The organism is Rhizobium ruizarguesonis (assembly GCF_017357285.1).
GTDB classification, from domain to species: domain Bacteria; phylum Pseudomonadota; class Alphaproteobacteria; order Rhizobiales; family Rhizobiaceae; genus Rhizobium; species Rhizobium ruizarguesonis.
The window spans coordinates 4,264,198-4,287,882 of record NZ_CP071678.1; the positions used below are offsets into that span (position 1 = coordinate 4,264,198).

A 23,685-nucleotide genomic window follows, 5' to 3' on the forward strand; every position below is an offset into this window, starting at 1 on the left:
TCCTTTCATAACCACCTGTCGAGGGTCCGGCTCAACCTCTCCCCGCCTGCCGCGCTTGAACCCGCCGCAGGCGCATGCGATCACTGCCCCCGACGGCGCAATGACAAACGGCAATTCCCTGATGGACGACTTCCAATCCTTCGAAATCCTATCCGGCAAACATGACAAAGGCATGGTGATCCTCGCAGATCACGCGATGAACCGCCTTCCCGCGCGATATGGCCGGCTGGGACTTCCCGACGCGGCCTTCGCCCGCCACATCGCCTATGACATCGGCATCGAGGGCCTGACGCGGCAGCTCTCGGCAAGGCTGGGCGTTCCCGCCGTGCTCGGCGGCTTTTCGCGCCTGCTGATCGACCCGAACCGCGGCGAAGACGATCCGACGCTGATCATGAAGATCTCCGACGGCGCCGTCATATCAGGCAACCATCCAATTACGCCGCAGGAGTGGGACTACCGCGTCGAAACCTTCCATCGCCCCTATCACCATGCCGTGGCCACAACGATCGACAGCGTGGCGATTGCCACTGGCAGGGCACCGCTGGTGCTGTCGCTGCACTCCTTCACGCCGGCCTGGAAAGGCATTCCCCGTCCCTGGCACGCTGCCGTCCTCTGGGACAGCGACCATCGCGCTGTCGGCCCGCTGCTTGACATGCTGCGCGCCGATCCCGATCTCGCCGTTGGCGACAACGAACCCTATGACGGCGCGCTGAAGGGCGATACCATGTACCGCCATTGCATGATCACAGGCATTCCGCATGCACTGCTCGAAGTGCGCCAGGATCTGATCGGAGACCAGACCGGCATATCGGCATGGGCCGAACGCCTGGCGCCGATCTTTGCGGCGATGAATGCCAATCCCGCCTTGCACGAATACGACGTTCACCTGTCACGCACCGGCCCCTATTGAACGAAAGGCCCCACTTAACGAAAGGAAGCGAGATGACCGCGCTCAACAAGGAACAACAGACCGAATTCGAGGCCGCCGCCTTTCGCCGCCTCGTCGCACATCTTCGCGAACGCAGCGACGTTCAGAACATCGATCTGATGAATCTGGCCGGCTTCTGCCGCAACTGCCTGTCGAACTGGTATCGCGAAGCCGCCGAGGCCGAAGGTGTCGCGGTTACCAGGGACGAATCGCGCGAGATGGTCTATGGCATGCCCTATGAGGACTGGAAAAATCTTCACCAGAACGAGGCCTCGCCTGTGCAAAAAGCTGCTTTTGAACTGAACAACCCACACAAATAGCTTGGCTGACCGCGAACAGGCTTGACCGTGACGCCGCTTCGCGGCAGTCACTGGCATCCAAAATCGATCACCGAAAAACCAGGAGAACACGATGTCTGATGCTCATGGCGTCGCCCGCGATCAGCTTCGCGCTTTCATCGAGCGCATTGAACGGCTGGAAGAAGAAAAGAAGACCATCGCCGACGACATCAAGGACGTCTATGGCGAAGCCAAGGGAATGGGCTTCGATACCAAGATCCTGAAAAAGGTCGTGGCGCTGCGCAAGAAGGACGAGCAGGAGCGCATGGAGGAGGAAGCAATCCTCGATACCTACCTGCACGCGCTCGGCATGATCGAGGCGCCGCCGGAAGGCTGATCCGCCCACATCGCCGATATCGATAAGCCGCCGGGGCCTTCCGGCGGCTTTTCTTTTGCGCGCAAGGCGGAACAGCCACGTGCTCCATCGAAATAGCAAAATGAAAAACCGCCGGATCGCTCCGGCGGTTTTCGATATTTCCATAATCGGCAGGCTCAGTTCGTGTTGAACTTGCGCACTTCCATGAAATTCACAGCCGTGCCGCTGAAGCGGGCCGGGTCGACCGAAGCGGTCTTGACGTTGAAGCCCTCGGCATAGACGGCGGACGGCTGGGCGCGCATCGTCTGGCTGACGAACCGCGGCGCCTTGACCTGCTTGGAGGCCATTTCCAGGCGGGCATTGGTGAGCGCCCACTGCGAGATCATCTTTTCCGTCAGCTTCGGCTCGGTGCGCACCGTCGTGCGGCTGGCATCCGCTGCGGCGGCTTCCTTCTGCGTCGGGCGACCACCCTTGGCAGGAAGACCCTGCGCCACGGCGCTTTCGGCGGCCGGTTCGTCGAAACTATCGCCAAAGCTTGCCGATTTGGTCATCGGCGCCAATGCTGCGAGTTCGAGCGGTGGCTTTGCGGCAGGCGCCTTTTGAGTCATCGCTGCGTTGATCGCCTGCTCAACCGTCTGCGGCGGCGCCTTCGACGCGATCTGGCTTTCCCCCTCGTTCCGCTGCTGGTCGAGTGCATCGGCCAGGGCAGGAGACAGCGCGTCCTGATCGGCTTCGTCGGCTTCTGCCTCCGGATCGGCATCGGCCGCGGCAAGTAGGTTCTCGGCAACGGCAGGGCGTTCGACCGGCGTCGGAACCGGCAGCCCATTTGCGCCCGTCAGCATGGGATCGGTCGACGCGACCTCGGCGTCACCAGGCGCGCGGCGCTGGCCGAGAAGCGAGGGAACCGGAATGCTGTAGGCACTGAGGTCGGCGAACTGCTGCGGCTGGGCCTGATCGACCGGAAGGGCGGCCGCAAGAGCCTGCTGTGCGGCATTACCCGAAGGCGGCGCTACGAGCGCGCTCGCCACTTCGCTGCCGGCGGGCTGGTTGCTGAACGCCGGGCGAACCTGCGGCACCGGCGCGTTCACATCCGCGACTTCGGTCTGCTGCGGCTCGACAGGAGCAGGCTCGGCCTTCGGCGGCGTCGCCTTGGCAACGGCAACAGGGGTGGAATCGTCCGTCTCGTCCTCCTGCTCGTCGGCTCCGCCGCCAAAGAGCGCGGCAAACAGCGTCTTGTGCTTCGGCGCCGATTCGGAAGCGCTGGCGATCTGGATCTGCGTGCCGCTGACGCGGCGCTTATAGTCGGCCATCGCCTGCTGGTAGCCCGGCAGCGGCTTGCCGTCGGCCGGAATATGGATGGTATTGCCGTTCGGGAAGAGCCGAACCAGCTCGTCGCGGCTCATGCGCGGCCAGGCGCGAACGCCGCCGACATCCATGTGCACGAAGGGCGAGCCCGACTTCGGATAGAAGCCGACGCCGCCGACCTGCATCTTCATGCCGATGCCGCGCAGCGTCGCCAGCTTGACGTCGGGAATGAAGAAGTCCATCGCCTTGCCGAGCATATGCTGGCTCTTTTCGGCGACACCGGAATTGCGCGAGCGGCCACGCAGCATCTCGTTGGTTCCCGGCGAACGGAAACCGCAGACGACGTTGATGTAGTCCCTCGAACCGCTCTGGCGATAGACTTCCCAGATCAGGTCGAACAGCCGCGGGTCCATTTTCGTCGGCTGGTTCTTGCGCCAGTCGCGCAGGAAGCGATTCAGCTGCTCCAGACCCTTGGGGTCGAACTTGCCATTACGCTTGTAGGTGATGACGGCTTTTTCGCCGGTATGAATGAAATAGAGCTTGAGGCTGCGGGTGTCGCCCGCTGCCTGCGAAGGCGTACTAACGAATACCGGTGAGGAAACCGCGAGCGCAAGAAGGGCGGCCGCTACCGTCCTTATTGCCTTTCCGCAGATGTCGGCGCACAACAAACGCCAGCTCAAGCGCGAAGGCTTGGAATTCCCATTCAGATTCGGCAACTCGATCCCCGTCAGACAGACAATGTCCCGTACTGTCTCAGATGACTGTCAAATGCGGTCACACGATGGCAAAAATGCCACACATGATCAACCTTTTCTTTACATAGTGAACGCGCCACTAACAAGTGGTTTATGACTAGTAACAAAACGTGGTTGCCTTAATCTTAACGAAAAGCGTTTAAGCCGCATCTTTCTGGGGATTGTCAGGGTCTATGCCGTAGTCCTTGAGCTTGCGATAAAGTGTGGACCGGCCGATACCGAGCTTGCGCGCTACTTGACTCATCTGTCCACGATAGAATTTGAGCGCGAATCGGATGAGTTCCTCCTCGACATCGGCAAGCCTGCGCACGTCTCCGGCAGGATTGACGCTGGCGATCGCGTTTTCCGAAACCTCGGACAGGCGGTGGTGCACCTCTCCCGACATCGACGCCCTGAAGTCCTCGCCATAGCTATCGTCGGGATCGAGGCCGGTATTGTCGGCAACGAGCGCCAGGTGATCCACCACATCGTATTCCGGAAGCTGGGCGGCGATCTGCGGGAAATCCGCTTCGGTCAGCTCGGGCCCTTCGGCCAGAACGACCGCGCGGAAGATCGCGTTTTCAAGCTGGCGGATATTGCCCGGCCAGTCATAGGCGGTCAGCAACGCCAGCGTGCCGGCATTCACCGTCATGCGGCGACCACTCTTCTGCTCGCTGGAGAAGCGCTCGGCAAAGACGCGCACCAGATTCGGAATGTCTTCTTTGCGTTTGCGCAGCGCCGGAATGGTGATCGGGAAGACGTTGAGGCGATAATAGAGATCCTCGCGGAAATGGCCGTTCTTGACCTCCTCGATCAGATCCTTGTTGGTCGCCGAGATCAGTCGGACATTGACCTTGTGCGCGGTGCGCGCACCGACGGTCTCGATCTCGCCCTGCTGCACGGCACGCAAGAGCTTTACTTGCACTTCGAGCGGCAGGTCGCCGATCTCGTCGAGGAAGATGGTGCCGCCATCGGCTTCCATGAATTTGCCGATGTGGCGCTCGGTCGCGCCGGTAAACGCGCCCTTCTCGTGACCGAAGAGAATGCTCTCGACCAGATTATGCGGGATCGCCCCGCAATTGACGGTGACGAAGGGCTTGTTCGAGCGGTCGCCGCCGGATTGGATGGCACGCGCCACCAGCTCCTTGCCGACGCCGGATTCGCCTTCGAGCACGACGGGAATGTTGGACTGAGCCGCCCGCTGGGCGAGATCGATGACGCGGAGCATCGCCGGGCTTGCCGAGACGATATCGTCGAAGCCGACCGAACCTGAGCGCGACCGGCGTCCGGCTCGCGCCTTGACCTCGCGCTGGTCGAGCTTCATCGCGTTCGAGATCGAAGTGGCGATGCGTTCGGGCGAGACCGGCTTGACGACGAAATCGAAGGCGCCGGCGCGCATTGCCTGCACCACCGTTTCAATGCCGCCCTGCCCCGTCTGCACAATGACGGGGATCTGCGTGCCGAATTCGTGAAGCGCATCGAGGAATTCGAGGCCGGTCATCTCCGGCATCATCAGGTCGAGTACGATGACGTTGAAAAGGCCGCTGTCGCGTTTGACCATTTCCAGGCCGATGCGGCCGTTTTCCGCCTGGTGCACGACATGGCCGTGACGCTCGATTGCGTTCTTGAGCAGACGGCGCTGCACGGGGTCGTCTTCGACCACGAGGATTTGCCCTGCTCCCTTGAGCTCATTGTAACCGGTCATTGTCGCCTCACTTCATGCGAAACCATAAAGCGCACTCTGACAGGAAGGCTTGAACATCCAGTTTTGAGAAACAATTGCATTTTAACGATTGGAACGGGTCATTTTGGTGCCGAAGCGACGCGTTTCATGCGCCGAAAGCCCCTTGATGCGAGGCGTTAGCGCGCTTACAGCGCCGCGCGTCTTTTCAGACGCGCAAAGGACGCTGTAACACTTTGAATCGACGCATCGTGCTTTCCGAAAATCGATTCCGATTTTCGGGCCGATGCGGTAGACAATCAGACCTGTTATGAAAGTGGAGAGGAATTGCGTCCATGAAAATCAAGCTCCCGCACGCCGGCCTTCTTTTATCTCCAGCAGTGCCAGCTGGGGCCGCCGACCCGGCGCTCGGCGATCTGCCGGTCTGGAAGCTGCAGGATCTTTATCCCTCCGCTACCTCCACCGCCTTTGTCGCCGACATGGAAAAGGCCGGCAAGGCCGCAATCGCCTTTGAAGAAAAGTGGAAGGGCAAACTCACGGAGGCGGCAGCGAAGACCGACGCTGAGGGCATCGGCGCGGCCCTGAAGGAATATGAGGCGCTGGACGACATCATCGGCCGCCTCGGCTCCTTTGCCGGCCTCACCTATTTCTCCGACACCACCAACCCGACAAACGGCAAGCTCTATGGCGACGTACAGGCCAAGATTACCGAATTTTCCGGCCATCTCCTGTTTTTCGCGCTGGAACTGAATCGCATCGACGACGCGGTGATAGACGCCTGCATCGCGAATGATCCCGCCGCTGGGCACTATCGTCCTTGGCTGCTCGACCTCAGGAAGGACAAGCCCTACCAGCTCGACGACAGGCTGGAACAGCTCTTCCTCGAGAAGTCGATGACATCGGCCGCCGCCTTCAACCGCCTCTTCGACGAAACCATGGCGGAACTTCGCTACGACATCGATGGCGAGAAAGTGCCGCTCGAAGTGGCGCTGAACAGGCTGCAGGAAAAGGATCCTGAGGCGCGACGCAAGGCGGCCATGGCGCTCGCTGAAACCTTCAAGGCGAATATCCGCACCTTCACGCTGATCACCAACACCCTTGCCAAGGACAAGGAGATCGCCGACCGCTGGCGCGGCTTCGAGGACATCGCCGACAGCCGCCACCTGGCAAACCGTGTCGAGCGCGAGGTCGTCGATGCGCTGGCCGCGGCCGTCCGCGAAGCCTATCCCCGCCTTTCGCATCGCTATTACAAGATGAAGGCGAAATGGCTCGGTATGGAGCAGATGAATTTCTGGGACCGCAACGCGCCCCTTCCGGAAACCTCCAGCGCCATCATCTCCTGGCCGGAGGCGAAGGATACGGTGCTGTCGGCCTATGGCAATTTTGCCCCGGAGATGGCGGATATAGCCAGGCGCTTCTTCGACGAACAATGGATCGATGCCCCGGTCCGTCCCGGCAAGGCGCCAGGCGCCTTCGCCCATCCGACGGTTCCCTCGGCCCATCCCTATGTGCTCGTCAATTACATGGGCAAGCCGCGCGACGTGATGACGCTTGCCCATGAACTCGGGCACGGTGTGCATCAGGTTCTCGCCGGCGCACAAGGGGCACTGATGTGCCAGACGCCGCTGACGCTTGCCGAAACCGCTTCTGTCTTCGGCGAGATGCTGACCTTCCGCGCGCTGCTGGAAAAGACCACCGACAAACGCGAGCGCAAGGCGATGCTTGCCCAGAAGGTCGAGGACATGATCAACACGGTCGTGCGCCAGATCGCCTTCTATGAATTCGAGCGCAAGCTCCACACCGCCCGCAAATCAGGTGAACTGACGGCCGACGACATCGGCGAACTCTGGCTCTCCGTCCAGTCGGAAAGCCTCGGGCCGGCGATCAGCATTTCCGAGGGATACGAGACCTACTGGGCTTATATCCCCCATTTCATCCACTCGCCCTTTTATGTCTACGCCTATGCCTTCGGCGATTGCCTGGTAAATTCGCTCTATGCCGTCTACCAGAAAGCCGAGAAGGGCTTCCAGGAGAAGTATTTCGAACTGCTGAGGGCCGGCGGCACCAAGCATCACTCGGAACTGCTGAAGCCTTTCGGCCTCGACGCCACCGATCCGTCGTTCTGGAGCCAGGGCCTGTCGATGATCGAAGGGCTGATCGATGAGCTGGAAGCGTTAGATAGAGCGGCCTGATCAGCCCTGTCCCCACGCCAAACCTCTTCCCGCATGCGAGAAGAGGTGCCGGCAGGCGGATGAAGGATCGCGCTCCAAGAAAAGACGCCGCCGATGGCCGAAACCCAACCCACTATTCTCTTCCGCGACGACGTGACCGGACAGGTGATGCTCTTTGCCGAGCCGGCAGAGATCATCGTTGCCAGGACGCGCGCCGAGTTCTTTGCAGGCCTTGCCCGGATGGAGCAGGCCAAGGCCGCAGGCAAATGGCTTGCCGGCTACATGGCCTATGAGGCCGGATACCTCTTCGAGGAAAAACTCGCTCCCTTCGCCAGGGAACATCGCGACACCCCGCTCATCTGTTTCGGCGTCTTCGACGCTCCGCAGCCGGATACGCATCCGCTTGCCCAGCCAAAACAGCGCCTCGAAAACGAGGAATTCCTCACCGCTCCGAAAGCCGCCTGGGATTTCCCTATATATAAGGAGCGCTTCGACCGCCTCCACAAGCACCTACGGCTCGGCGACGCCTATCAGGCGAACCTCACCATGCCGGTCGAGGCCCGCTGGAACGGCGATCCCCGTGCCGCCTTCTGGTCGCTGATCGAACGCCAGCCGGTTAAATACGGCGCACTGGTCGATCTCGGCGGCCCAATTATCCTTTCGCGTTCGCCCGAACTTTTCTTCCGCACCGATGAACAGGGCTGGATCGAGACCCATCCGATGAAGGGCACGGCAAAACGCGGCACGACTGCCGCCGAGGATGCCGAGATCATCGAGGCGATGCGCAGCGATATCAAGACGCAGGCGGAAAACCGCATGATCGTCGATCTGCTGCGCAACGATATCTCCCGCATCACCGAGGTCGGCACGCTCGACGTCCCGAAGCTCTTCGACATCGAGACCTATCCGACCGTCCACCAGATGGTGAGCCATGTCCAGGCAAGGCTCCGCCCCGATCTTTCGATCCGCGACATCTTCTCCGCACTCTTCCCCTGCGGTTCGATCACCGGCGCGCCAAAGATGCGGGCAATGGAACTCCTCCATGCGCTCGAGGATGCCCCGCGCGACGCCTATTGCGGCGCGATCGGCATGATCTCGCCCACCGGCGCCATGCGTTTCTCCGTCGCCATCCGCACCATCACGCTTTTTGAGGGCGGCAGGGCCGTCTTCAATGTCGGCGGCGGCATCGTCTTCGATTCGACCGCCGAGGCCGAATATGAGGAATGCCTGCTCAAGGCCCGCTTCGCTGTCGGCGACCAATGGATTGCGCGATGATCGATTTTTCGCTGATCGAGACGCTGCGCTGGCAGCCTGGCGAGGGCTTCATCCGGCTGCGGCTGCATCTCGCCCGGCTTTCCCGCTCCGCCCGTCGCCTTGGATTCCCGCAGCCGACCGCCGCGGCAGCGAAGCTCGAAGCAGCCGCTGCAGATGCCGTCGGTCCGCGCCGCATCCGCCTGACCTTCGACGCGCAAGGCCATATCGAAATAACGAGTGCCGCCTTCGTTCCGTTGGCACCGGACACGGTCTGGACCGTCCGTTTCGCCGAGACTCGCCTCGATTCCGCCGACACGCTGCTCCGCGTCAAGACCACGCGCCGTGCCGTCTACGAGGCCGCACGCGCCGAATACAGGCCTGATGAGGCCGATGAAGTCATCCTTTTGAACGAACGCAGCGAAGTCTGCGAGGGCACCATCACCTCGATCTTCCTGGACGATGGAACCGGTATCCTCCGCACCCCGCCCATCTCCTGCGGCCTGCTTGCCGGCGTGCTGCGGACCGAGCTCATCTGCCGGCGCCAGGCCCGTGTCGGCCGCATCACGCTTGCCGATCTCGATGCCGGCACGTTTTATATCGGCAACTCGCTGCGCGGCCTGATCCGCGCAAACCTCGTCAGGAGCTGACCATGTTCATTCTCTCCCTCACCTATGTGAAACCCAACGATGAAGCCGACAGGCACATGGAGCCACACATGGCCTGGGTGAAAGAGGGTTATGCCAAGGGCTGGTTTCTGGCTTCCGGCCGCAAGGTGCCGCGTACCGGCGGCGTCATCCTCGCAATCGGCGAGCGCGCCGCAATCGAGGCCTATGTCGCCGCCGATCCCTTCACCATCCATAGCGTTGCCGAATACGAAATCACCGAGCTTGCCGTCACGACGGCGGTCGAAGGACTGGAAATCCTGAAGGGCTAAATTTAGAGGAGCCGATCATGGATGATCTCGCAGCCCATCTGAAAGAGCTCGAGGAAAAGCTCTTCGAACCATCGGTGCGTGCCTCGCGGGAGATGCTGACCGCGCTGCTCTCGCGCGATTTCCGCGAAATCGGTAGTTCCGGGCGGCTCTATATCTTCGACGTCATCGTGCCAGCGCTCCTGGCCGAGAAACGGACGGGTACGTCACGCGGGGAGCATTTCGAAACCCAGCGGCTCGCCGAACACATTGCGCTCGTCACCTATCGGGCCATCTACACCGACCCTGACGGAAGCGAAAGGCGAACGCTGCGTAGTTCCATCTGGCGGTTGGAGGATGACGGGCACTGGCGCATGCTTTTCCACCAGGGCACCGTTATAGGTTAAGGCGGGCAGCCGACTCTCTCACCCCGGTGACGGGCTCCCCCCTCTCGCGCCGAAGCTTTCTCGCCCGCCCGATATTTGACCTTTCCCCGTCAACGCCCTTTATTGTGACGCCGTTTTATGGTTAGAGCCGGTCACTTCGCACTCTCTGCGGCAATTTCAAAATAATTCTTCGGGCTGAACGCCTTCGTCGCCTTCCACAGGAGAAAAGAATGACGGAACAAAACTATCCGGTATATGCCGAAATTACCGGTCCGATCGTGATGATCGGCTTTGGCTCCATCGGTCGCGGCACCCTGCCCCTGATCGAGCGCCATTTCAAATTCGACAAGAGCCGGATGGTCGTCATCGATCCGCGGGAAGAGCCCTCCGACATGGAGATCCTGCGCAAGCACGGCGTTCGTCACGTCAAGGAACATGTCACCAAGGACAACTACAAGGAACTGCTGAAGCCGCTGCTGACGGAAGGCGAAGGCCAGGGCTTCTGCGTCAACCTCTCGGTCGACACCTCCTCGCTCGACATCATCAAGCTCTGCCGCAAACTCGACGTTCCCTATATCGACACCGTCGTCGAACCCTGGCTCGGCTTCTATTTCGACAAGGGTATGAGCAACGCCGACCGCACCAATTATGCGCTGCGCGAAACCATGCGCAAGGAAAAGGCGAAGAACCCGGGTGGCGCCACCGCCGTCTCCACCTGCGGCGCCAATCCCGGCATGGTCTCCTGGTTCGTCAAGCAGGCGCTCGTCAACCTCGCCAACGACACCGGCCTCAAATTCGACGAACCGGACCAGCATGATCGCGAAGGCTGGGCAAAGCTCATGAAAAAGCTCGGCGTCAAGGGCGTCCACATCGCCGAGCGCGACACCCAGCGCACCAAGCATCCGAAGCCGCTCAACGTCTTCTGGAACACATGGTCCGTCGAAGGCTTCATCTCCGAAGGCTTGCAGCCTGCCGAACTCGGCTGGGGCACGCATGAAGAATGGATGCCGAAGAACGCCAAGAAGCACAAGAAGGGCAACAAGGCGGCGATCTACCTGGAGCAGCCGGGCGCCAACACCCGCGTGCGCACCTGGTGCCCGACGCCCGGCCCGCAATATGGCTTCCTCGTCACCCACAACGAGTCGATCTCGATCGCCGATTTCTTCACCGTTCGCGACAAGGACGGCGAAGTGACTTTCCGCCCGACCTGCCACTATGCCTACCATCCGGCCAACGACGCCGTGCTCTCTCTACACGAAATGTTCGGCAATGGCGGCACGCCGCAGCCGGTCCATCACGTTCTCGACGAGGACGAGCTGGAGGACGGCATCGACGAACTCGGCGTACTGCTCTACGGCCACGAGAAGAATGCCTACTGGTATGGCTCGCGCCTGTCGCTGGAAGAAACCCGCCGCATCGCCCCCTACCAGAACGCCACCGGCCTGCAGGTCACATCAGCCGTCCTCGCCGGGATGGTCTGGGCGCTGGAAAACCCGAATGCCGGCATCGTCGAAGCCGACGAGATCGATTACAAGCGCTGCCTCGAGGTGCAGATGCCGTATCTCGGCCCGGTCGAGGGTCACTACACCGACTGGACCCCGCTCGACGGCCGTCCGGGCCTCTTCCCCGAGGATATCGACACCAAGGATCCGTGGCAGTTCAGAAACATTCTGGTTCGCTGAGATTGCCTGCACGGCTTTGACAATGCCCGCCGCAAGGCGGGCATTTTTGTAACGCCGGCTGTCTAAATGCCGCCCGCCGCCCCACCAAGGCTTGCCTTCATGCCGGGCGCGCGCCATGTTTTGCCCGAACTTGGCGGCCGTCCGCCGCGCCGATTCGCCGGGAGAAGCCTTATGAAAATCAGAACTGGTCTCGTTCTTGTCGGTGCAGCGGCCGCTCTTGCCGCCTGCGTTTCATCAGAGCCGCGACAACTGGCCGCGGTCGCGCCGCCCGTTACAAATTCAGTTGAAGGCGCGTGGGCAGACGCCAACGGCTTAACGTCTACTTTCACAAGCGGACAGTTTGTAACCCGCACGAATGATGGAACAAATACTCAGATGGCGTCGGGAACATATACAACGGCCCCAGATGGAATTATTCAGATCAATCTGTACTCGAATATCAAAAGAACAAGTTCCCTTGTTAATTGCGCTTTGATCGGATCAACCCAGCTGAATTGTACGACAGCAACGGGTTCACAGTTCACGCTCTCCCGCCGCGGCTGAGAGATGAGGCGGTAGGCTAAGCACAGCATGCGGGCCTTCGCCTCATACCTCGTCCTGCTGCTCGCCATGCCGCTTGCGGCAATTGCGGTCGTTTCGCCGGCGAACGAATATCGTGCCCAGGGCATCGCCGCTCCCGATTGCGACGGACCGCTGCAGGTGCTGATCTTCGCCGTGCCGGCAGTCCTGATCTATGGCGCAGGCGCCCTCCTTGCCTATCGGGCCGGCCGGCGCTTTCATCGCCTCGTTTCCCTTCTCTGCTTGATCATCGCGCTCGCCACGGTCCCGAATATCGCAGAGGCCGTGCACGAACTCTACCGAAACGCCGCCGACGGCGAATGCCGGGGATAAGCAGCCCGGCTTTTTTGCCCTGCCCCCTTGGAAAGCGTCCCGCCTGGCCCAGCTTTCTCTTGCGGTCGTGCATCGTCTGATGGAACATCCGCAGGCCGGGAAACCGCCCCGGCGCACGATGAAAGGGATCGGCGAGGGATCAGGGGGATCTTTCGCCTCAATCAGGAGAACAGGGATGACGAAGTCTTTCAGCTTCGGTCTTTTGACCGCGTCCATGCTGGCGCTGAGCACGGGCGCCGCCTTTGCAGATTACGAACTCAATATTCTTCATATCAACGATTTCCACTCGCGCATCGAATCGGTCAACAAGTTCGACTCCACCTGCTCGGCCGAAGAGGAAGGCAAGAAGGAATGCTTCGGGGGTGCTGCCCGCCTGAAGACCGCGATCGATCAGCGCCGCCAGGCGCTATCCGGCAAGAACGTCCTCCTCTTGAATGCCGGCGACAATTTCCAGGGCTCCCTCTTCTACACGACCTACAAGGGAGCAGCCGAAGCCGAGTTCCTGAACCTGATGAAGTTCGACGCCATGACCGTCGGCAATCATGAATTTGACGACAGCGAGGACGGGCTTGCGACCTTCCTCGACAAGGTGCAGTTCCCTGTCGTGACGGCGAATGTCAAGGCGACAGCCGCCTCCAAGCTCGGCGACCGCATCAAGCCCTCGCTGGTGCTCGATGTCGCCGGCCAGAAGATCGGTATCGTCGGCGCCGTCACCAATGACACGGCAGAGCTTTCCTCCCCCGGCCCGAACGTCACGATCGCCGATGACGTCCAGAGCATTACCGCGGCCGTTCAGGATCTGAAGGGCCAGGGCGTCAACAAGATCATCGCGCTGACCCATGTCGGTTACCCCCGAGATCTCGCCCTGATCGCCAAGATCCCGGATGTCGATGTCGTCGTCGGCGGCCATTCCCACAGCCTGCTCTCGAACACCGACCCCAAGGCCGAAGGCCCCTATCCGACGATGGTCGACAATCCCGGCGGCTATAAAGTGCCGGTCGTCCAGGCTGCCTCCTACAGCAAGTATCTCGGCGATCTCGTCGTCAATTTCGACGATAGCGGAGTCGTCAAAGATGCCAAGGGCGATCCGATCCTGATCGATTCCACCTTCACGCCTGATCCGGCTGTCCTTGCCCGTATCGGCGAACTCGCAAAGCCGATCGAAGAACTGCGCAAGAAGGTGATCGGCTCCTCCGAAAGCCCGATCGAAGGCGACCGCAAGGTCTGCCGCGTCAAGGAATGCTCGATGGGCAATCTGGTGGCCGACGCCATGCTCGATCGCACCAAGAACCAGGGCGTCACCATCGCCGTCCAGAACGGCGGCGGCCTGCGCGCTTCGATCGACGGCGGCGAGGTCACCCAGGGCGAGGTCATCACCGTCCTGCCTTTCCAGAACACGCTCGCTACGTTTGAGACGACTGGCGCAGATGTCGTCAAAGCGCTCGAAAATGGCGTCAGCCAGATCGACCAGGGCGCTGGGCGCTTCCCGCAGGTCGCCGGCCTGAAGTTCGCCTTCGACCAGTCGAAGCCTGTCGGCAGCCGCGTCGGCGATGTCCAGGTGAAGGAAGGCGACAATTTCGCTCCGATCGATCCCGCCAAGACCTACAAAGTCGCCACCAACAATTTCATGCGGGCCGGCGGCGATGGCTATTCGATCTTTAAGGAAGGCAAGAACGCCTATGATTACGGTCCGGACCTTGCCGACGTGACCGCCGAATATGTCGCTGCGCATTCGCCCTACAAGCCATATACGGATGGCCGCGTCACCGAACTGGCGCAGGCAGCGCCTGCTCCCTCCGCTTCCGAGCCGGCGCCTGCCGCACCGGCTGCTCCGGCCCCCTCTGCCGAACCCAGCCCCGCGCCCGCTGCTCCTGCTCCATCCACCGAGCCGGCACCCGCTGCCCCGGCACCAGCAACACCGGCGCCCGCTACTGAACCAGCGCCGGCACCGGCAGCCTCCGCACCTGCCGCAACGACGCCTTCCACCCATGTCATCGCTGCGGGCGACACCTTCTGGGATCTCGCCGTGACCTTCTATGGCGACGGCACGATGTGGCGGAAGCTTTCGGATGCCAATGGCAAGCCGAACCCGCGTCACCTGACGGTCGGCAAGGAGATCGAGGTCCCCGCCAAGTAAGACGATTTGTCCCGATGCCACTGGCCGGTCCGGGGTTTCCCGGGCCGGCTTTTGTTTCTATAGGGTGAACCACGATCTCGAGGCTGCGTATGAGCCGAAGAGACAGAAAGAGCTTTGGGGCCAGAATGACAGCAGATATTTCACTCCGCCCGGCGGACCATCCGGCCGTCAAGTCAGGCAAGGTCGGTGTCCTGCTGGTCAATCTCGGCACGCCTGACGGCACCGACTATACCTCGATGCGCCGCTATCTCAGGGAATTCCTGACCGATCGCCGCGTCATCGAATGGTCGCCCTGGAAGTGGTATCCGATCCTGTTCGGCATCGTGCTCAACACCCGCCCGCAGAAGGTCGGCAAGGCCTATGAGCTGATCTGGAACAAGGAGAGGAACGAAAGTTATCTGCGCACCTATACCCGCAACCAGTCGGAGCTGATGGCCGAGCGCCTGAAGGATCTTGATAACGTCAAGGTCGACTGGGCGATGCGCTATGGCACGCCGTCGATCGCCTCGCGCATCGACGCGCTGAAAGAAGAGGGCTGCGACCGCATCGTGCTCTTCCCGCTCTATCCGCAATATGCGGCGGCGACGACCGCCACCGTCAACGACAAGGCCTTCCAGAAGCTGCTCTCGATGCGCTGGCAGCCGGCGCTGCGCACCGTTCCCGCCTATCATGACGACGAGACCTATATCGAGGCGCTCGCCGCGTCGGTCGAAAGGCATCTTTCGACTCTCGACTGGAAGCCCGAGATGCTGCTTGCCTCCTTCCACGGCATACCGATGTCCTATTTCAAGCAGGGCGATCCCTATTACTGTCAATGCCAGAAGACCGGCCGGCTGTTGCGCGAGCGGCTCGGGCTCACCAAGGAAAACTTCATGGTCACCTTCCAGTCCCGCTTCGGGCCGGAGGAATGGCTGCAGCCCTACACCGACAAGACGGTGGAGAAGCTCGCCAGGGACGGCGTCAAGCGCATCGCCGTCATCAATCCCGGCTTCGTCTCCGACTGTCTGGAAACGCTGGAGGAGATTGCCGAACAGGCCGCCCATTCCTTCCACGAGAATGGCGGCGAGAAGTTCGCGCATATTCCCTGCCTCAACGACGGCGAGGACGGCATGAAAGTGCTGGAAAAGGTCGTCCGCCGCGAATTGCAGGGCTGGCTCTGAGAAACCGTCTTCAGAAAGCAGCATCGGCCGAGGAACTGGAAACAGCCCAATGACTTAGACGAAACGGAACCTCCTTTTCGCTTGGAGGCTAGCCGGTTGTGCCATCATTTCTTCCTCGCAAAGAACGTGCTAACTCACCACATGAGTTGGGCAGGCGCGAATGCGCCGATAGGAGGAATTTTTCATGCTGTTCGGCGGCTTCGACATCGTTGTGATCGTGCTGGTCATCTTCGTCATCCTGGTGCTCTTTGCCGGGATCAAAACCGTCCCGCAGGGCTACCGCTATACGATCGAGCGCTTCGGGCGTTATACCCGCACGCTGGAGCCAGGCCTCAACCTCATCACCCCCTTCATCGAGCGCGTCGGCGCCAAGTTGAACGTGATGGAGCAGGTGCTGAACGTGCCGACCCAGGAGGTGATCACCAAGGACAACGCCTCGGTTTCGGCCGATGCCGTTTCCTTCTATCAGGTGCTGAACGCCGCCCAGGCTGCCTATCAGGTCTCCAACCTCGAAAACGCCATCCTCAATCTGACCATGACCAACATCCGCTCGGTCATGGGTTCGATGGATCTCGACGAACTGCTCTCCAACCGCGATGCGATCAACGACCGGCTGCTGCGCGTCGTCGACGAGGCCGTGCATCCCTGGGGCATCAAGGTCACTCGCGTCGAGATCAAGGACATCCAGCCGCCGCGCGACCTCGTCGATGCGATGGCTCGCCAGATGAAGGCCGAGCGCGAAAAGCGCGCCCAGGTGCTGGAGGCCGAGGGCTCGCGCAATGCGCAAATCCTCAGGGCCGAAGGCGCCAAGCAATCCGCCATTCTCCAAGCCGAAGGCCAGCGCGAGGCTGCCTTCCGCAACGCTGAAGCCCGCGAACGTCTGGCCGAGGCCGAAGCCAAGGCGACGAAGATGGTCTCCGAGGCGATCGCCGCCGGCGACATCCAGGCGATCAACTATTTCGTCGCCCAGAAATATACCGAGGCGCTCACCTCGATCGGTTCGGCGCCCAATTCCAAGATCGTGATGATGCCGATGGAAGCCTCTTCCATCCTGAGCTCGCTCGGTGGCATCGGCGCCATTGCCCGTGAAGTCTTCGGCGATGCCGGCAACAGCCCGTCAACGCCGCTGCCTGTGCCGCCGCGTCCACGTCCCGCACCGGCGCGCTCGACGCCGCCGATCAATCCGTCGACCCCCAATCCTTTCAACCCCGAGCAGGAGCGATAAGCCATGCTGGCGAAGATCGTCGCCGAACTCGGTCCGTGGAGCTGGTGGGTCGCGGGCCTCGTGCTGCTCGCCGCGGAATTGATCGTTCCCGGCTTCTTCCTGGTCTGGATCGGACTTGCCGCCTTGATCGTCGGTGCACTGTCGCTGCTCTTCTGGGACAGCGCCTTCTGGGTCTGGGAGTTGCAGGCGATCCTTTTTGCGCTTCTCGCCGTTGCCACGACCTTCGCCGGCCGCCGGCTGACGCTGCGCAATGCCACAACCGACGAGCCCTTCCTCAATCAGCGCGGCGCTAGCCTCGTCGGCCGCACGGCGACGCTGCACGAACCGATCCGTGAGGGCCGCGGCCGCATCCGCCTTGACGATACGCTATGGCAGGTGATGGGACCCGACCTGCCCGTCGGAACGCAGGTGAAGGTGGTTTCGAGCAACGGCCGCGACCTGACGGTCGAGCCCGTTTGATCAAATCGCTGTGATCAGGCGACGCCGATCCGCAACAGGTCGTGGAAATGCACCAGCCCGACCGGCCGGCGGTCCTCGTCGATGACGATCAGCGCGCCGATGTGATGCTGGTTGAGCAGCGCCAGGGCTGCGGTCGCCAGCACCGTCTGCTTCACCGTCTTCGGCGTCCGCGTCATGATGTCGTCGACGGCAAGCTCTGAAAGATTGCGTGTCAGGTTGCGCGCCATGTCGCCTTCGGTGACGATACCGCAGAGCCGCCCATCTTCGTCCAGCACGCCGACGCAGCCGAAATGCTTGCGCGACAGCACCGTGATCGCCTCCGGCATCGGTGTGCCCTTGGCAACGAGCGGCAGCCGCTCGCCGGTATGCATGATATCGGCGACATGCATCAGGCTCGCGCCCAGCTTGCCGCCGGGATGGAAGACGTGGAAATCCGTGGCGGTAAAGCCGCGTGCCTCCAGGAGCGCCACCGCCAACGCGTCGCCGATGGCAAGCTGCATCAGCGTCGAGGTCGTCGGCGCCAGCCCATTGGGGCAGGCCTCCTGCTCGTTCGGCATCAGAAGGACGATATCGGCGGCGGCCGCGAGCGAGGACCCTTCGCTGCAGGTAATCGCGATCAGCGGAATGGAAAAGCGCCGCGTGAAGGAAATGATGCTCTTGAGTTCGGCGCTCTCGCCGCCCTTGGAAATCGCCAGCACGACGTCATCACGTGCGATCATGCCGAGATCACCGTGATTGGCCTCCGCCGCATGCACGAAAAAGGCAGGCGTTCCGGTCGAAGCGAATGTCGCCGCGAGCTTGGCGCCGATATGCCCGCTCTTGCCGACGCCGGTGACGATGACGCGTCCGGAGATGTCGCCGATGACTTCGACGGCCCGCGTGAAAGGGCCGGCCAATCCATTGTCAAAAGCCTGTTCGAGCGCTTCAAGACCGCGTCTTTCGGTCTCTATCGTGCGTTTTGCCGATTCGAGCACGCTGTTTTCAACGAGGTTGATCGCTCTTCTATTCATGAAATTGCGTTAGACCTTTTCACTTTCCAAGTCCACCCCGCACTCTTTCCGAATTGTGAACAGCGCCCGCCGACAGCAACGAATGATTAACCACGAGGCTTTACCTTTGGGTAAGAACCGAAAGCATGTCAGGCGCGAATTGCATGGGCCAGCCAAAACAGACGAGCAGTGTGACGCCGCTCCGCGCCATGAGCCGTGCCGTCTCTTTTGCCGCGTTCGGCTGCTTGCTTCTCAGCCAGACGGCAGCCTTCGCGCAATCCGCCTCGTCGCAACCGGCAAACAGCCGCTCCTCCGCCTCCCAGGACAATCGCACCACTTATAACACCACACCCACCGCCGGTTTCGATGACGAGACCGACGATACCGCCGCTCCCGCGGCAAACGGCACGACTGCAAACGCAGACGACGCCCAGCAGCGGCCCGCCATATCGGATGCACAAGCCGGCGACGACATTACCGGTTCCATCCTCGACGAGGACATACGCCGGCTGAACACCCGTGAAGCGCCGGTCGACGAGGCACTGCCACGCCGCAGGGCTGCCGAAAGTGCCTCGACAGAGGAAACGCCGGGAATCCCGATCGGCACGTTCGTGCTCCGCCCGAGCGTCAACCAGAGCATCAACACCGAAACCACCAAGGACGGCAATACCACGCAACGGCGCGCCTTTCTTGAAACGGACGCAGCAGCGACCCTGACCTCGGACTGGGGCCGGCATCAGTTGACCGTGACCTCGGAAGGCGCCTGGCAGAAGAATGTCAGCGGCGAGGGTGAGGAACAACCCTCCTTCAAGATCAACAGCGATCTCAGGCTCGATCTTACCGACGACACCACGGCGCACCTCATCGCCGGCTATAATTTCTACCGCGAGGACACCGATGATCCCGACGCGATCACCAACGCCGCGCAGCAGTCGGACGTCCAGGAATTTTCGGCCGGCGCCTCCGTCCAGCGCGATTTTGGCATCCTGCGCGGCACGACTGCACTTGCGCTTACACGCTCGATCTATTCGGACGCTAAACTTTCGAACGGCACGACCGTCTCCCTCAGCGACCGCAACCAGACGGCGGGCACGTTGCGTGGCCGCGTCGGCTACGAACTGTCCCCCGCGCTCATCCCCTTCATCGAGGCCAACATCGGCCGCACGGTCTATGACGAAACGCAAGACTCCGCCGGCTACGAGCGTTCCGGACATAGCTATGGCGCCAAGGCAGGCGTCGAGGTCGATCTCGGTGAAAAGCTGAAGGGTGAAGTCGGTGTCGGCTACGAGATGGCGAATTTCGAAGACAGCCGCCTGTCCTCGATCGATACCGCCACGCTCGATGCGAGCCTGCTCTGGTCGCCGATCCGCGGCACCGATGTCAATCTCGATCTGCAGACCAGCATCCAGCCCTCGACCACGGCAGGCGAAAGCGGCTACGTCTCGCACGCGCTGACGACGACGGTCACTCACCAGCTGCGCGATAATTTGGTCGGGACGATGATCGGCGGAGTAATATGGCGCGACTATCCCACGGACAGCACCATCAACGACGAGCTCGTCTATACCGCCGCAACCGGCCTGACCTGGAACATCAACCGCTATCTCGATTTGACCAGCACGCTCGGCTACGAGCTGACGACGCGCAAGGAAGGCACCGATTCGCAGCAATGGCGAGCCGGCGTCGGTCTCAAGCTGAAACGCTAGAGCATGGCGCGCAAAAGTGTGCAGCGGTTTTGCGCCAACGACATGCGTAAAAACAAAGACTTAAAGCGCAAGGAGCGAATCGGAAAGATCGCGACGCGCTTTAGGCTCCAGACTCAATCATGCCCACCAAATGACGAGAGCAGCGATGTAGCAAGTTGCCTCGAAGTTGATCATAAGCTTGTCGTATCGTGTTGCGATGCGCCTCCAATCCTTCAGGCGGCAGAAGGTGCGTTCAATAATATTCCTGCGCTTGTAGGCAATGGGGTCGAAGGGCTGCATGCGCTTTCGAGTAGGATTGTTGGGAATGACCGGCTGCGTGCCGCGGGCGGTGAGGAAGTCGCGTAATGTGTCGCTGTCATAAGCGGTGTCTGCGGCACATAGGCGGCTCGCAGGCAAGAGCGTGAGCAGTGGAACGGCAACGGGTGCGTCGCCGCGCTGCCCGGGCGTTATTCGCAGCGCGATTGGACGGCCGCAACCATCGACAACAGCATGGATTTTTGTCGATCTGCCGCCTCGCGAGCGGCCGATTGCCTCGGCATCCGCCCCCCTTTTCCGCCAGCGGCTGATCGGTGGGCTTTGGCGGTGGTGCTGTCGATCATATGAAGATCCCGATCGGTTGTTTGGGCCAGAGCTTCAAACAGCCGCCGCCATATTCCTTTCGCAGACCAGCGATGGAAGCGATTGTAGATGGTTGTTGAAGGCCCGTAGCAAGCGGGACAATCCTGCCATCGGCAACCCGATCGCAGGACATGGATGATTCCACTAATCACTCGACGGTCGTCAGTGCGATGAGCACCGGGTTGGTTCGTGGGAAGTAGAGGCGCAATCACCGCCCACTGCTGATCATCAAACCAGAACTCTCCTGCCATCATCAAAACTCCCATTGTCATCACAATGAATCACAGCGATCAATTTTGATCAATGGCTTGATTGGGTTTGGAGCCTAGAGCAACTCCAGCAGAAGTGCGGGAGCGGCTTGCATCGGGAAAATGGAAGCGCCGCGCGTCCGATAGGAAGCGCGGCGCTCTATCACTTTGAATCTGCGCTGAGCGGAAGCCTTACTTCAGACCGGCCAGCAGTTCCCTGAAGCCGCCTTCGACGGAGGGGCGGATATCGGCGCGTTCGAGGGCGAAAGCGACGTTTGCCAGGATAAAGCCGTCCTTGGCGCCGCAGTCGTAGGTCGCGCCGCGGAAGTGGTAGCCGGCGAAATCCTGTTCCTTCAGCAGCTTCAGCATGCCGTCGGTGAGCTGGATCTCGTTGCCGGCGCCGCGCTCCTGGGTTTCGAGGATCTTGAAGATCTCCGGCTGCAGGATATAGCGGCCGTTGATGAAGAAGTTGGAAGGCGCCGTCCCCTTGGCAGGCTTTTCCACCATGCCGGTGATGCGGAAGCCGTCGCCGATCGCCTCGCCGACGCCGACGATCCCGTATTTATGCGCTTGGTCTGGCGCGCATTCCTCGACGGCGATGATATTGCCGCCGCTCTGGCCGTAAAGGTCGATCATGCCCTTCATGCAGCCCTTGTCGCCCTTCATGATCATATCGGGCAGCAGCAGTGCGAAGGGCTCGTCGCCGACGATCTCACGGGCGCACCACACGGCATGGCCGAGGCCGAGAGGCTCCTGCTGGCGGGTGAAGCTCACCGTGCCGGCCTTCGGCAATTGCTGGGCGAGAAGGGTAATTTCCGCCTTCTTGGCGCGCTCGCGCAGCGTCTGCTCCAGCTCGAAATGAATGTCGAAATAATCTTCGATGACGTGCTTGTTGCGTCCGGTGACGAAGACGAGATGTTCGATCCCGGCTTCGATCGCCTCGTCGACGACATATTGAATGATTGGCTTGTCGACGACGGTCAACATTTCCTTCGGAACAGCCTTTGTCGCCGGAAGGAATCGCGTTCCCAACCCGGCAACCGGAAATACTGCTTTACGAACTTTGTTGTGTTGAGCCACACCCGGCCTCCTGCTTCGATCATATCGCTTTGGAAATGGAGTTTTTTAGCTTTAACTAGTATAGAATTGCTACTGTTTTGCAAATGGTGACCGCAGCGGATCGCCATGGTAAAGAATTTGTTGACTCCGTTCCTGTAGTCTCGGGTCTGGGCGGACATGATGCCCCGCTGCACCAGAAACTGAAGATGACGGATACGACTGTCGATGACCCAGAATCACAAAAACTCCCTTCGTGGTCTTGCTCTCGCCCTCATTGTCGCTGCCCAGGTGGCACTGGTCCCCGACAACGCGAAAGCTGATTCCCGCTTCCAGAAATGGGTCGCGGATTTTTACCAGACTGCCGCTCAGAGTGGCATCAGTAAGGCAACCTATCAAAAGGCCTTTTCCGGGGTGAGCGAGCCCGATCCGACCGTGCTCGAAAAGGCAGCCTACCAGCCGGAATTCACCTCGAAGATCTGGGACTATATCGATTCCCGCGTCAATCCCTATACGGTCAAGATCGGCCGCGAGATGGCCGTCAAGCACGCAAGAACGCTCGCTGCGATCGAGCAGCGGTTCGGCGTCGACAAGACCATATTGCTGGCCATCTGGTCGATGGAATCGAATTACGGCGCGGTCCTCGACAAGGACGACCGGCTGCATTACGTGCCGCGCGCCCTGGCAACGCTTGCCTATGCTGATCCGAGCCGCGCCAAATTCGCCAAGAAGCAGCTGGTTGCCGCGCTGAAGATCCTGCAGAACGGCGATGTGCCGGCACGCGAGATGACAGGCTCCTGGGCCGGCGCCATGGGCCACACCCAGTTCATCCCGACAAGCTACCTGCTTTATGCCGTCGATGCCGACGGCAACGGCCATCGCGATATCTGGAATTCTGTGCCTGACGCGCTGGCGACCTCGGCCAATCTCCTGATGAAGAACGGCTGGGACACCGGCAAGACCTGGGGCTACGAGGTCGTCGTTCCCGCCGCAGTCGCCAAGCAGGCCGGCAAGAGCCACACGCTGGCCCAATGGGCGGCACTCGGCCTGACACGTCCGAACGGCAAGGCCTTCCGCGAGAGCGCCACCAAAGCCGTGCTGAAGATGCCGGCCGGGCCCAGTGGCCCAGGCTTCCTGATGACCGCCAACTTCTACACCATCAAGAACTACAATGCCTCGGATAGCTACGCGCTTGCCGTCGGCCTGCTGGCCGACCAGATCGCCGGCTACGGCGGTATGCAACAGCGTTGGCCGCGCCCGGACGGCGCACTCGACATCACCGAGAAATTCGAGCTGCAGACCCGTCTGAAGACGCTCGGCTATTACAACGGCGAGGTCGACGGCAATTTCGGGTCGGGTTCGAAAGCGGCGATATCAGCCGTGCAGTCGCGCATCGGCATGCAGCCGGACGGTGAGCCCTCATTGCCGCTTCTGAACGCACTGCGCCGCTAGATCGGGATGATCCCGGCCGGACCGGCCGGAAATCTCAAT

The 23,685-nt window shown here is 61.1% G+C and carries 22 protein-coding genes; 17 read left to right on the forward strand and 5 right to left on the reverse strand.

Features of this window, described 5'->3' with window-relative positions:
• The first annotated feature begins 121 nt into the window (after positions 1–121).
• From J3P73_RS20995 to J3P73_RS21005, 3 genes are all read left to right on the forward strand, one after another.
• Entirely contained in the window at positions 122–910 is a 789-nt protein-coding gene (locus tag J3P73_RS20995; RefSeq protein WP_130656967.1) for an N-formylglutamate amidohydrolase, read from the forward strand.
• Between the two features lie 32 nt (positions 911–942).
• Complete coding sequence (locus J3P73_RS21000; protein WP_024322354.1) at positions 943–1,248, forward strand: DUF1244 domain-containing protein; 306 nt, start codon at positions 943–945, stop codon at positions 1,246–1,248.
• A gap of 91 nt (positions 1,249–1,339) precedes the next feature.
• A complete protein-coding gene (locus J3P73_RS21005; protein ID WP_008533181.1) occupies positions 1,340–1,603 on the forward strand; it encodes a DUF2312 domain-containing protein in 264 nt (87 codons plus the stop codon).
• Between the two features lie 155 nt (positions 1,604–1,758).
• On the opposite strand, the gene J3P73_RS21010 is transcribed toward J3P73_RS21005, so the two are convergent.
• Complete coding sequence (locus J3P73_RS21010; protein WP_130675745.1) at positions 1,759–3,603, reverse strand: peptidoglycan L,D-endopeptidase MepK; 1,845 nt, start codon at positions 3,601–3,603, stop codon at positions 1,759–1,761.
• Between the two features lie 178 nt (positions 3,604–3,781).
• The gene (locus J3P73_RS21015) at positions 3,782–5,326 is read right to left on the reverse strand and encodes a sigma-54-dependent transcriptional regulator (RefSeq protein WP_018495518.1); all 1,545 of its coding nucleotides are present in this window, start codon (positions 5,324–5,326) and stop codon (positions 3,782–3,784) included.
• Between the two features lie 311 nt (positions 5,327–5,637).
• Between J3P73_RS21015 and J3P73_RS21020 the strand changes: the two genes are divergently transcribed.
• The 12 genes from J3P73_RS21020 to J3P73_RS21075 all read left to right on the forward strand — a co-directional run bounded on the left by J3P73_RS21020 (position 5,638) and on the right by J3P73_RS21075 (position 17,577).
• Entirely contained in the window at positions 5,638–7,494 is a 1,857-nt protein-coding gene (locus tag J3P73_RS21020) for a M3 family oligoendopeptidase (protein WP_130692708.1), read from the forward strand.
• A 93-nt stretch (positions 7,495–7,587) separates the two neighbouring features.
• On the forward strand, positions 7,588–8,748 hold the full coding sequence (locus J3P73_RS21025) for an aminodeoxychorismate synthase component I (RefSeq protein WP_024322351.1): 1,161 nt from the start codon (positions 7,588–7,590) through the stop codon (positions 8,746–8,748).
• Positions 8,745–9,374 carry an aminotransferase class IV family protein gene (locus tag J3P73_RS21030; RefSeq protein ID WP_024322350.1) on the forward strand — a complete coding sequence of 210 codons (630 nt, stop codon included), beginning with the start codon at positions 8,745–8,747 and terminating at the stop codon, positions 9,372–9,374. Before J3P73_RS21025 ends, J3P73_RS21030 begins: the two co-directional genes overlap by 4 nt.
• Positions 9,375–9,376: 2 nt before the next feature.
• Positions 9,377–9,661, forward strand: a complete 285-nt coding sequence (locus tag J3P73_RS21035) for a YciI family protein (protein ID WP_018481084.1) — start codon at positions 9,377–9,379, stop codon at positions 9,659–9,661.
• A 17-nt stretch (positions 9,662–9,678) separates the two neighbouring features.
• Positions 9,679–10,044: a nuclear transport factor 2 family protein gene (locus tag J3P73_RS21040; protein ID WP_130692710.1), complete on the forward strand. Its 366-nt coding sequence runs from the start codon at positions 9,679–9,681 to the stop codon at positions 10,042–10,044.
• A gap of 209 nt (positions 10,045–10,253) precedes the next feature.
• Entirely contained in the window at positions 10,254–11,705 is a 1,452-nt protein-coding gene (locus J3P73_RS21045; protein ID WP_018072827.1) for a homospermidine synthase, read from the forward strand.
• Positions 11,706–11,876: 171 nt separating this feature from the next.
• Complete coding sequence (omp10, locus tag J3P73_RS21050) at positions 11,877–12,248, forward strand: outer membrane lipoprotein Omp10 (RefSeq protein ID WP_024322348.1); 372 nt, start codon at positions 11,877–11,879, stop codon at positions 12,246–12,248.
• 27 nt (positions 12,249–12,275) lie between these two features.
• Complete coding sequence (locus J3P73_RS21055; RefSeq protein ID WP_130656216.1) at positions 12,276–12,596, forward strand: hypothetical protein; 321 nt, start codon at positions 12,276–12,278, stop codon at positions 12,594–12,596.
• Between the two features lie 175 nt (positions 12,597–12,771).
• Positions 12,772–14,733, forward strand: a complete 1,962-nt coding sequence (locus J3P73_RS21060; protein WP_130656217.1) for a bifunctional metallophosphatase/5'-nucleotidase — start codon at positions 12,772–12,774, stop codon at positions 14,731–14,733.
• Positions 14,734–14,858: 125 nt separating this feature from the next.
• Positions 14,859–15,893 carry a ferrochelatase gene (gene hemH, locus J3P73_RS21065; RefSeq protein ID WP_130692712.1) on the forward strand — a complete coding sequence of 345 codons (1,035 nt, stop codon included), beginning with the start codon at positions 14,859–14,861 and terminating at the stop codon, positions 15,891–15,893.
• Between the two features lie 184 nt (positions 15,894–16,077).
• Complete coding sequence (locus J3P73_RS21070) at positions 16,078–17,118, forward strand: SPFH domain-containing protein (RefSeq protein WP_011653489.1); 1,041 nt, start codon at positions 16,078–16,080, stop codon at positions 17,116–17,118.
• 3 nt (positions 17,119–17,121) lie between these two features.
• A complete protein-coding gene (locus J3P73_RS21075; RefSeq protein ID WP_018072823.1) occupies positions 17,122–17,577 on the forward strand; it encodes an NfeD family protein in 456 nt (151 codons plus the stop codon).
• A gap of 14 nt (positions 17,578–17,591) precedes the next feature.
• On the opposite strand, the gene J3P73_RS21080 is transcribed toward J3P73_RS21075, so the two are convergent.
• Positions 17,592–18,587, reverse strand: a complete 996-nt coding sequence (locus J3P73_RS21080; protein WP_130692714.1) for a KpsF/GutQ family sugar-phosphate isomerase — start codon at positions 18,585–18,587, stop codon at positions 17,592–17,594.
• Between the two features lie 143 nt (positions 18,588–18,730).
• Between J3P73_RS21080 and J3P73_RS21085 the strand changes: the two genes are divergently transcribed.
• The gene (locus tag J3P73_RS21085) at positions 18,731–20,272 is read left to right on the forward strand and encodes an outer membrane beta-barrel protein (RefSeq protein WP_130692716.1); all 1,542 of its coding nucleotides are present in this window, start codon (positions 18,731–18,733) and stop codon (positions 20,270–20,272) included.
• A 117-nt stretch (positions 20,273–20,389) separates the two neighbouring features.
• On the opposite strand, the gene J3P73_RS21090 is transcribed toward J3P73_RS21085, so the two are convergent.
• Positions 20,390–21,141 (reverse strand): IS5 family transposase gene (locus J3P73_RS21090; protein WP_130770982.1). Its coding sequence is split into 2 segments (ribosomal slippage): positions 20,390–20,814 and positions 20,814–21,141, totalling 753 coding nucleotides; the frame shifts between segments, so codons are not numbered across the junction.
• Between the two features lie 189 nt (positions 21,142–21,330).
• Positions 21,331–22,218, reverse strand: coding sequence for a UTP--glucose-1-phosphate uridylyltransferase GalU (gene galU, locus J3P73_RS21095; RefSeq protein WP_018072820.1), 888 nt, complete (start codon positions 22,216–22,218; stop codon positions 21,331–21,333).
• Positions 22,219–22,422: 204 nt separating this feature from the next.
• Here galU and J3P73_RS21100 point away from each other — a divergent pair, with 204 nt between their 5' ends.
• Positions 22,423–23,646 carry a lytic murein transglycosylase gene (locus J3P73_RS21100; protein WP_130692718.1) on the forward strand — a complete coding sequence of 408 codons (1,224 nt, stop codon included), beginning with the start codon at positions 22,423–22,425 and terminating at the stop codon, positions 23,644–23,646.
• The last annotated feature ends 39 nt before the right edge of the window (positions 23,647–23,685 follow it).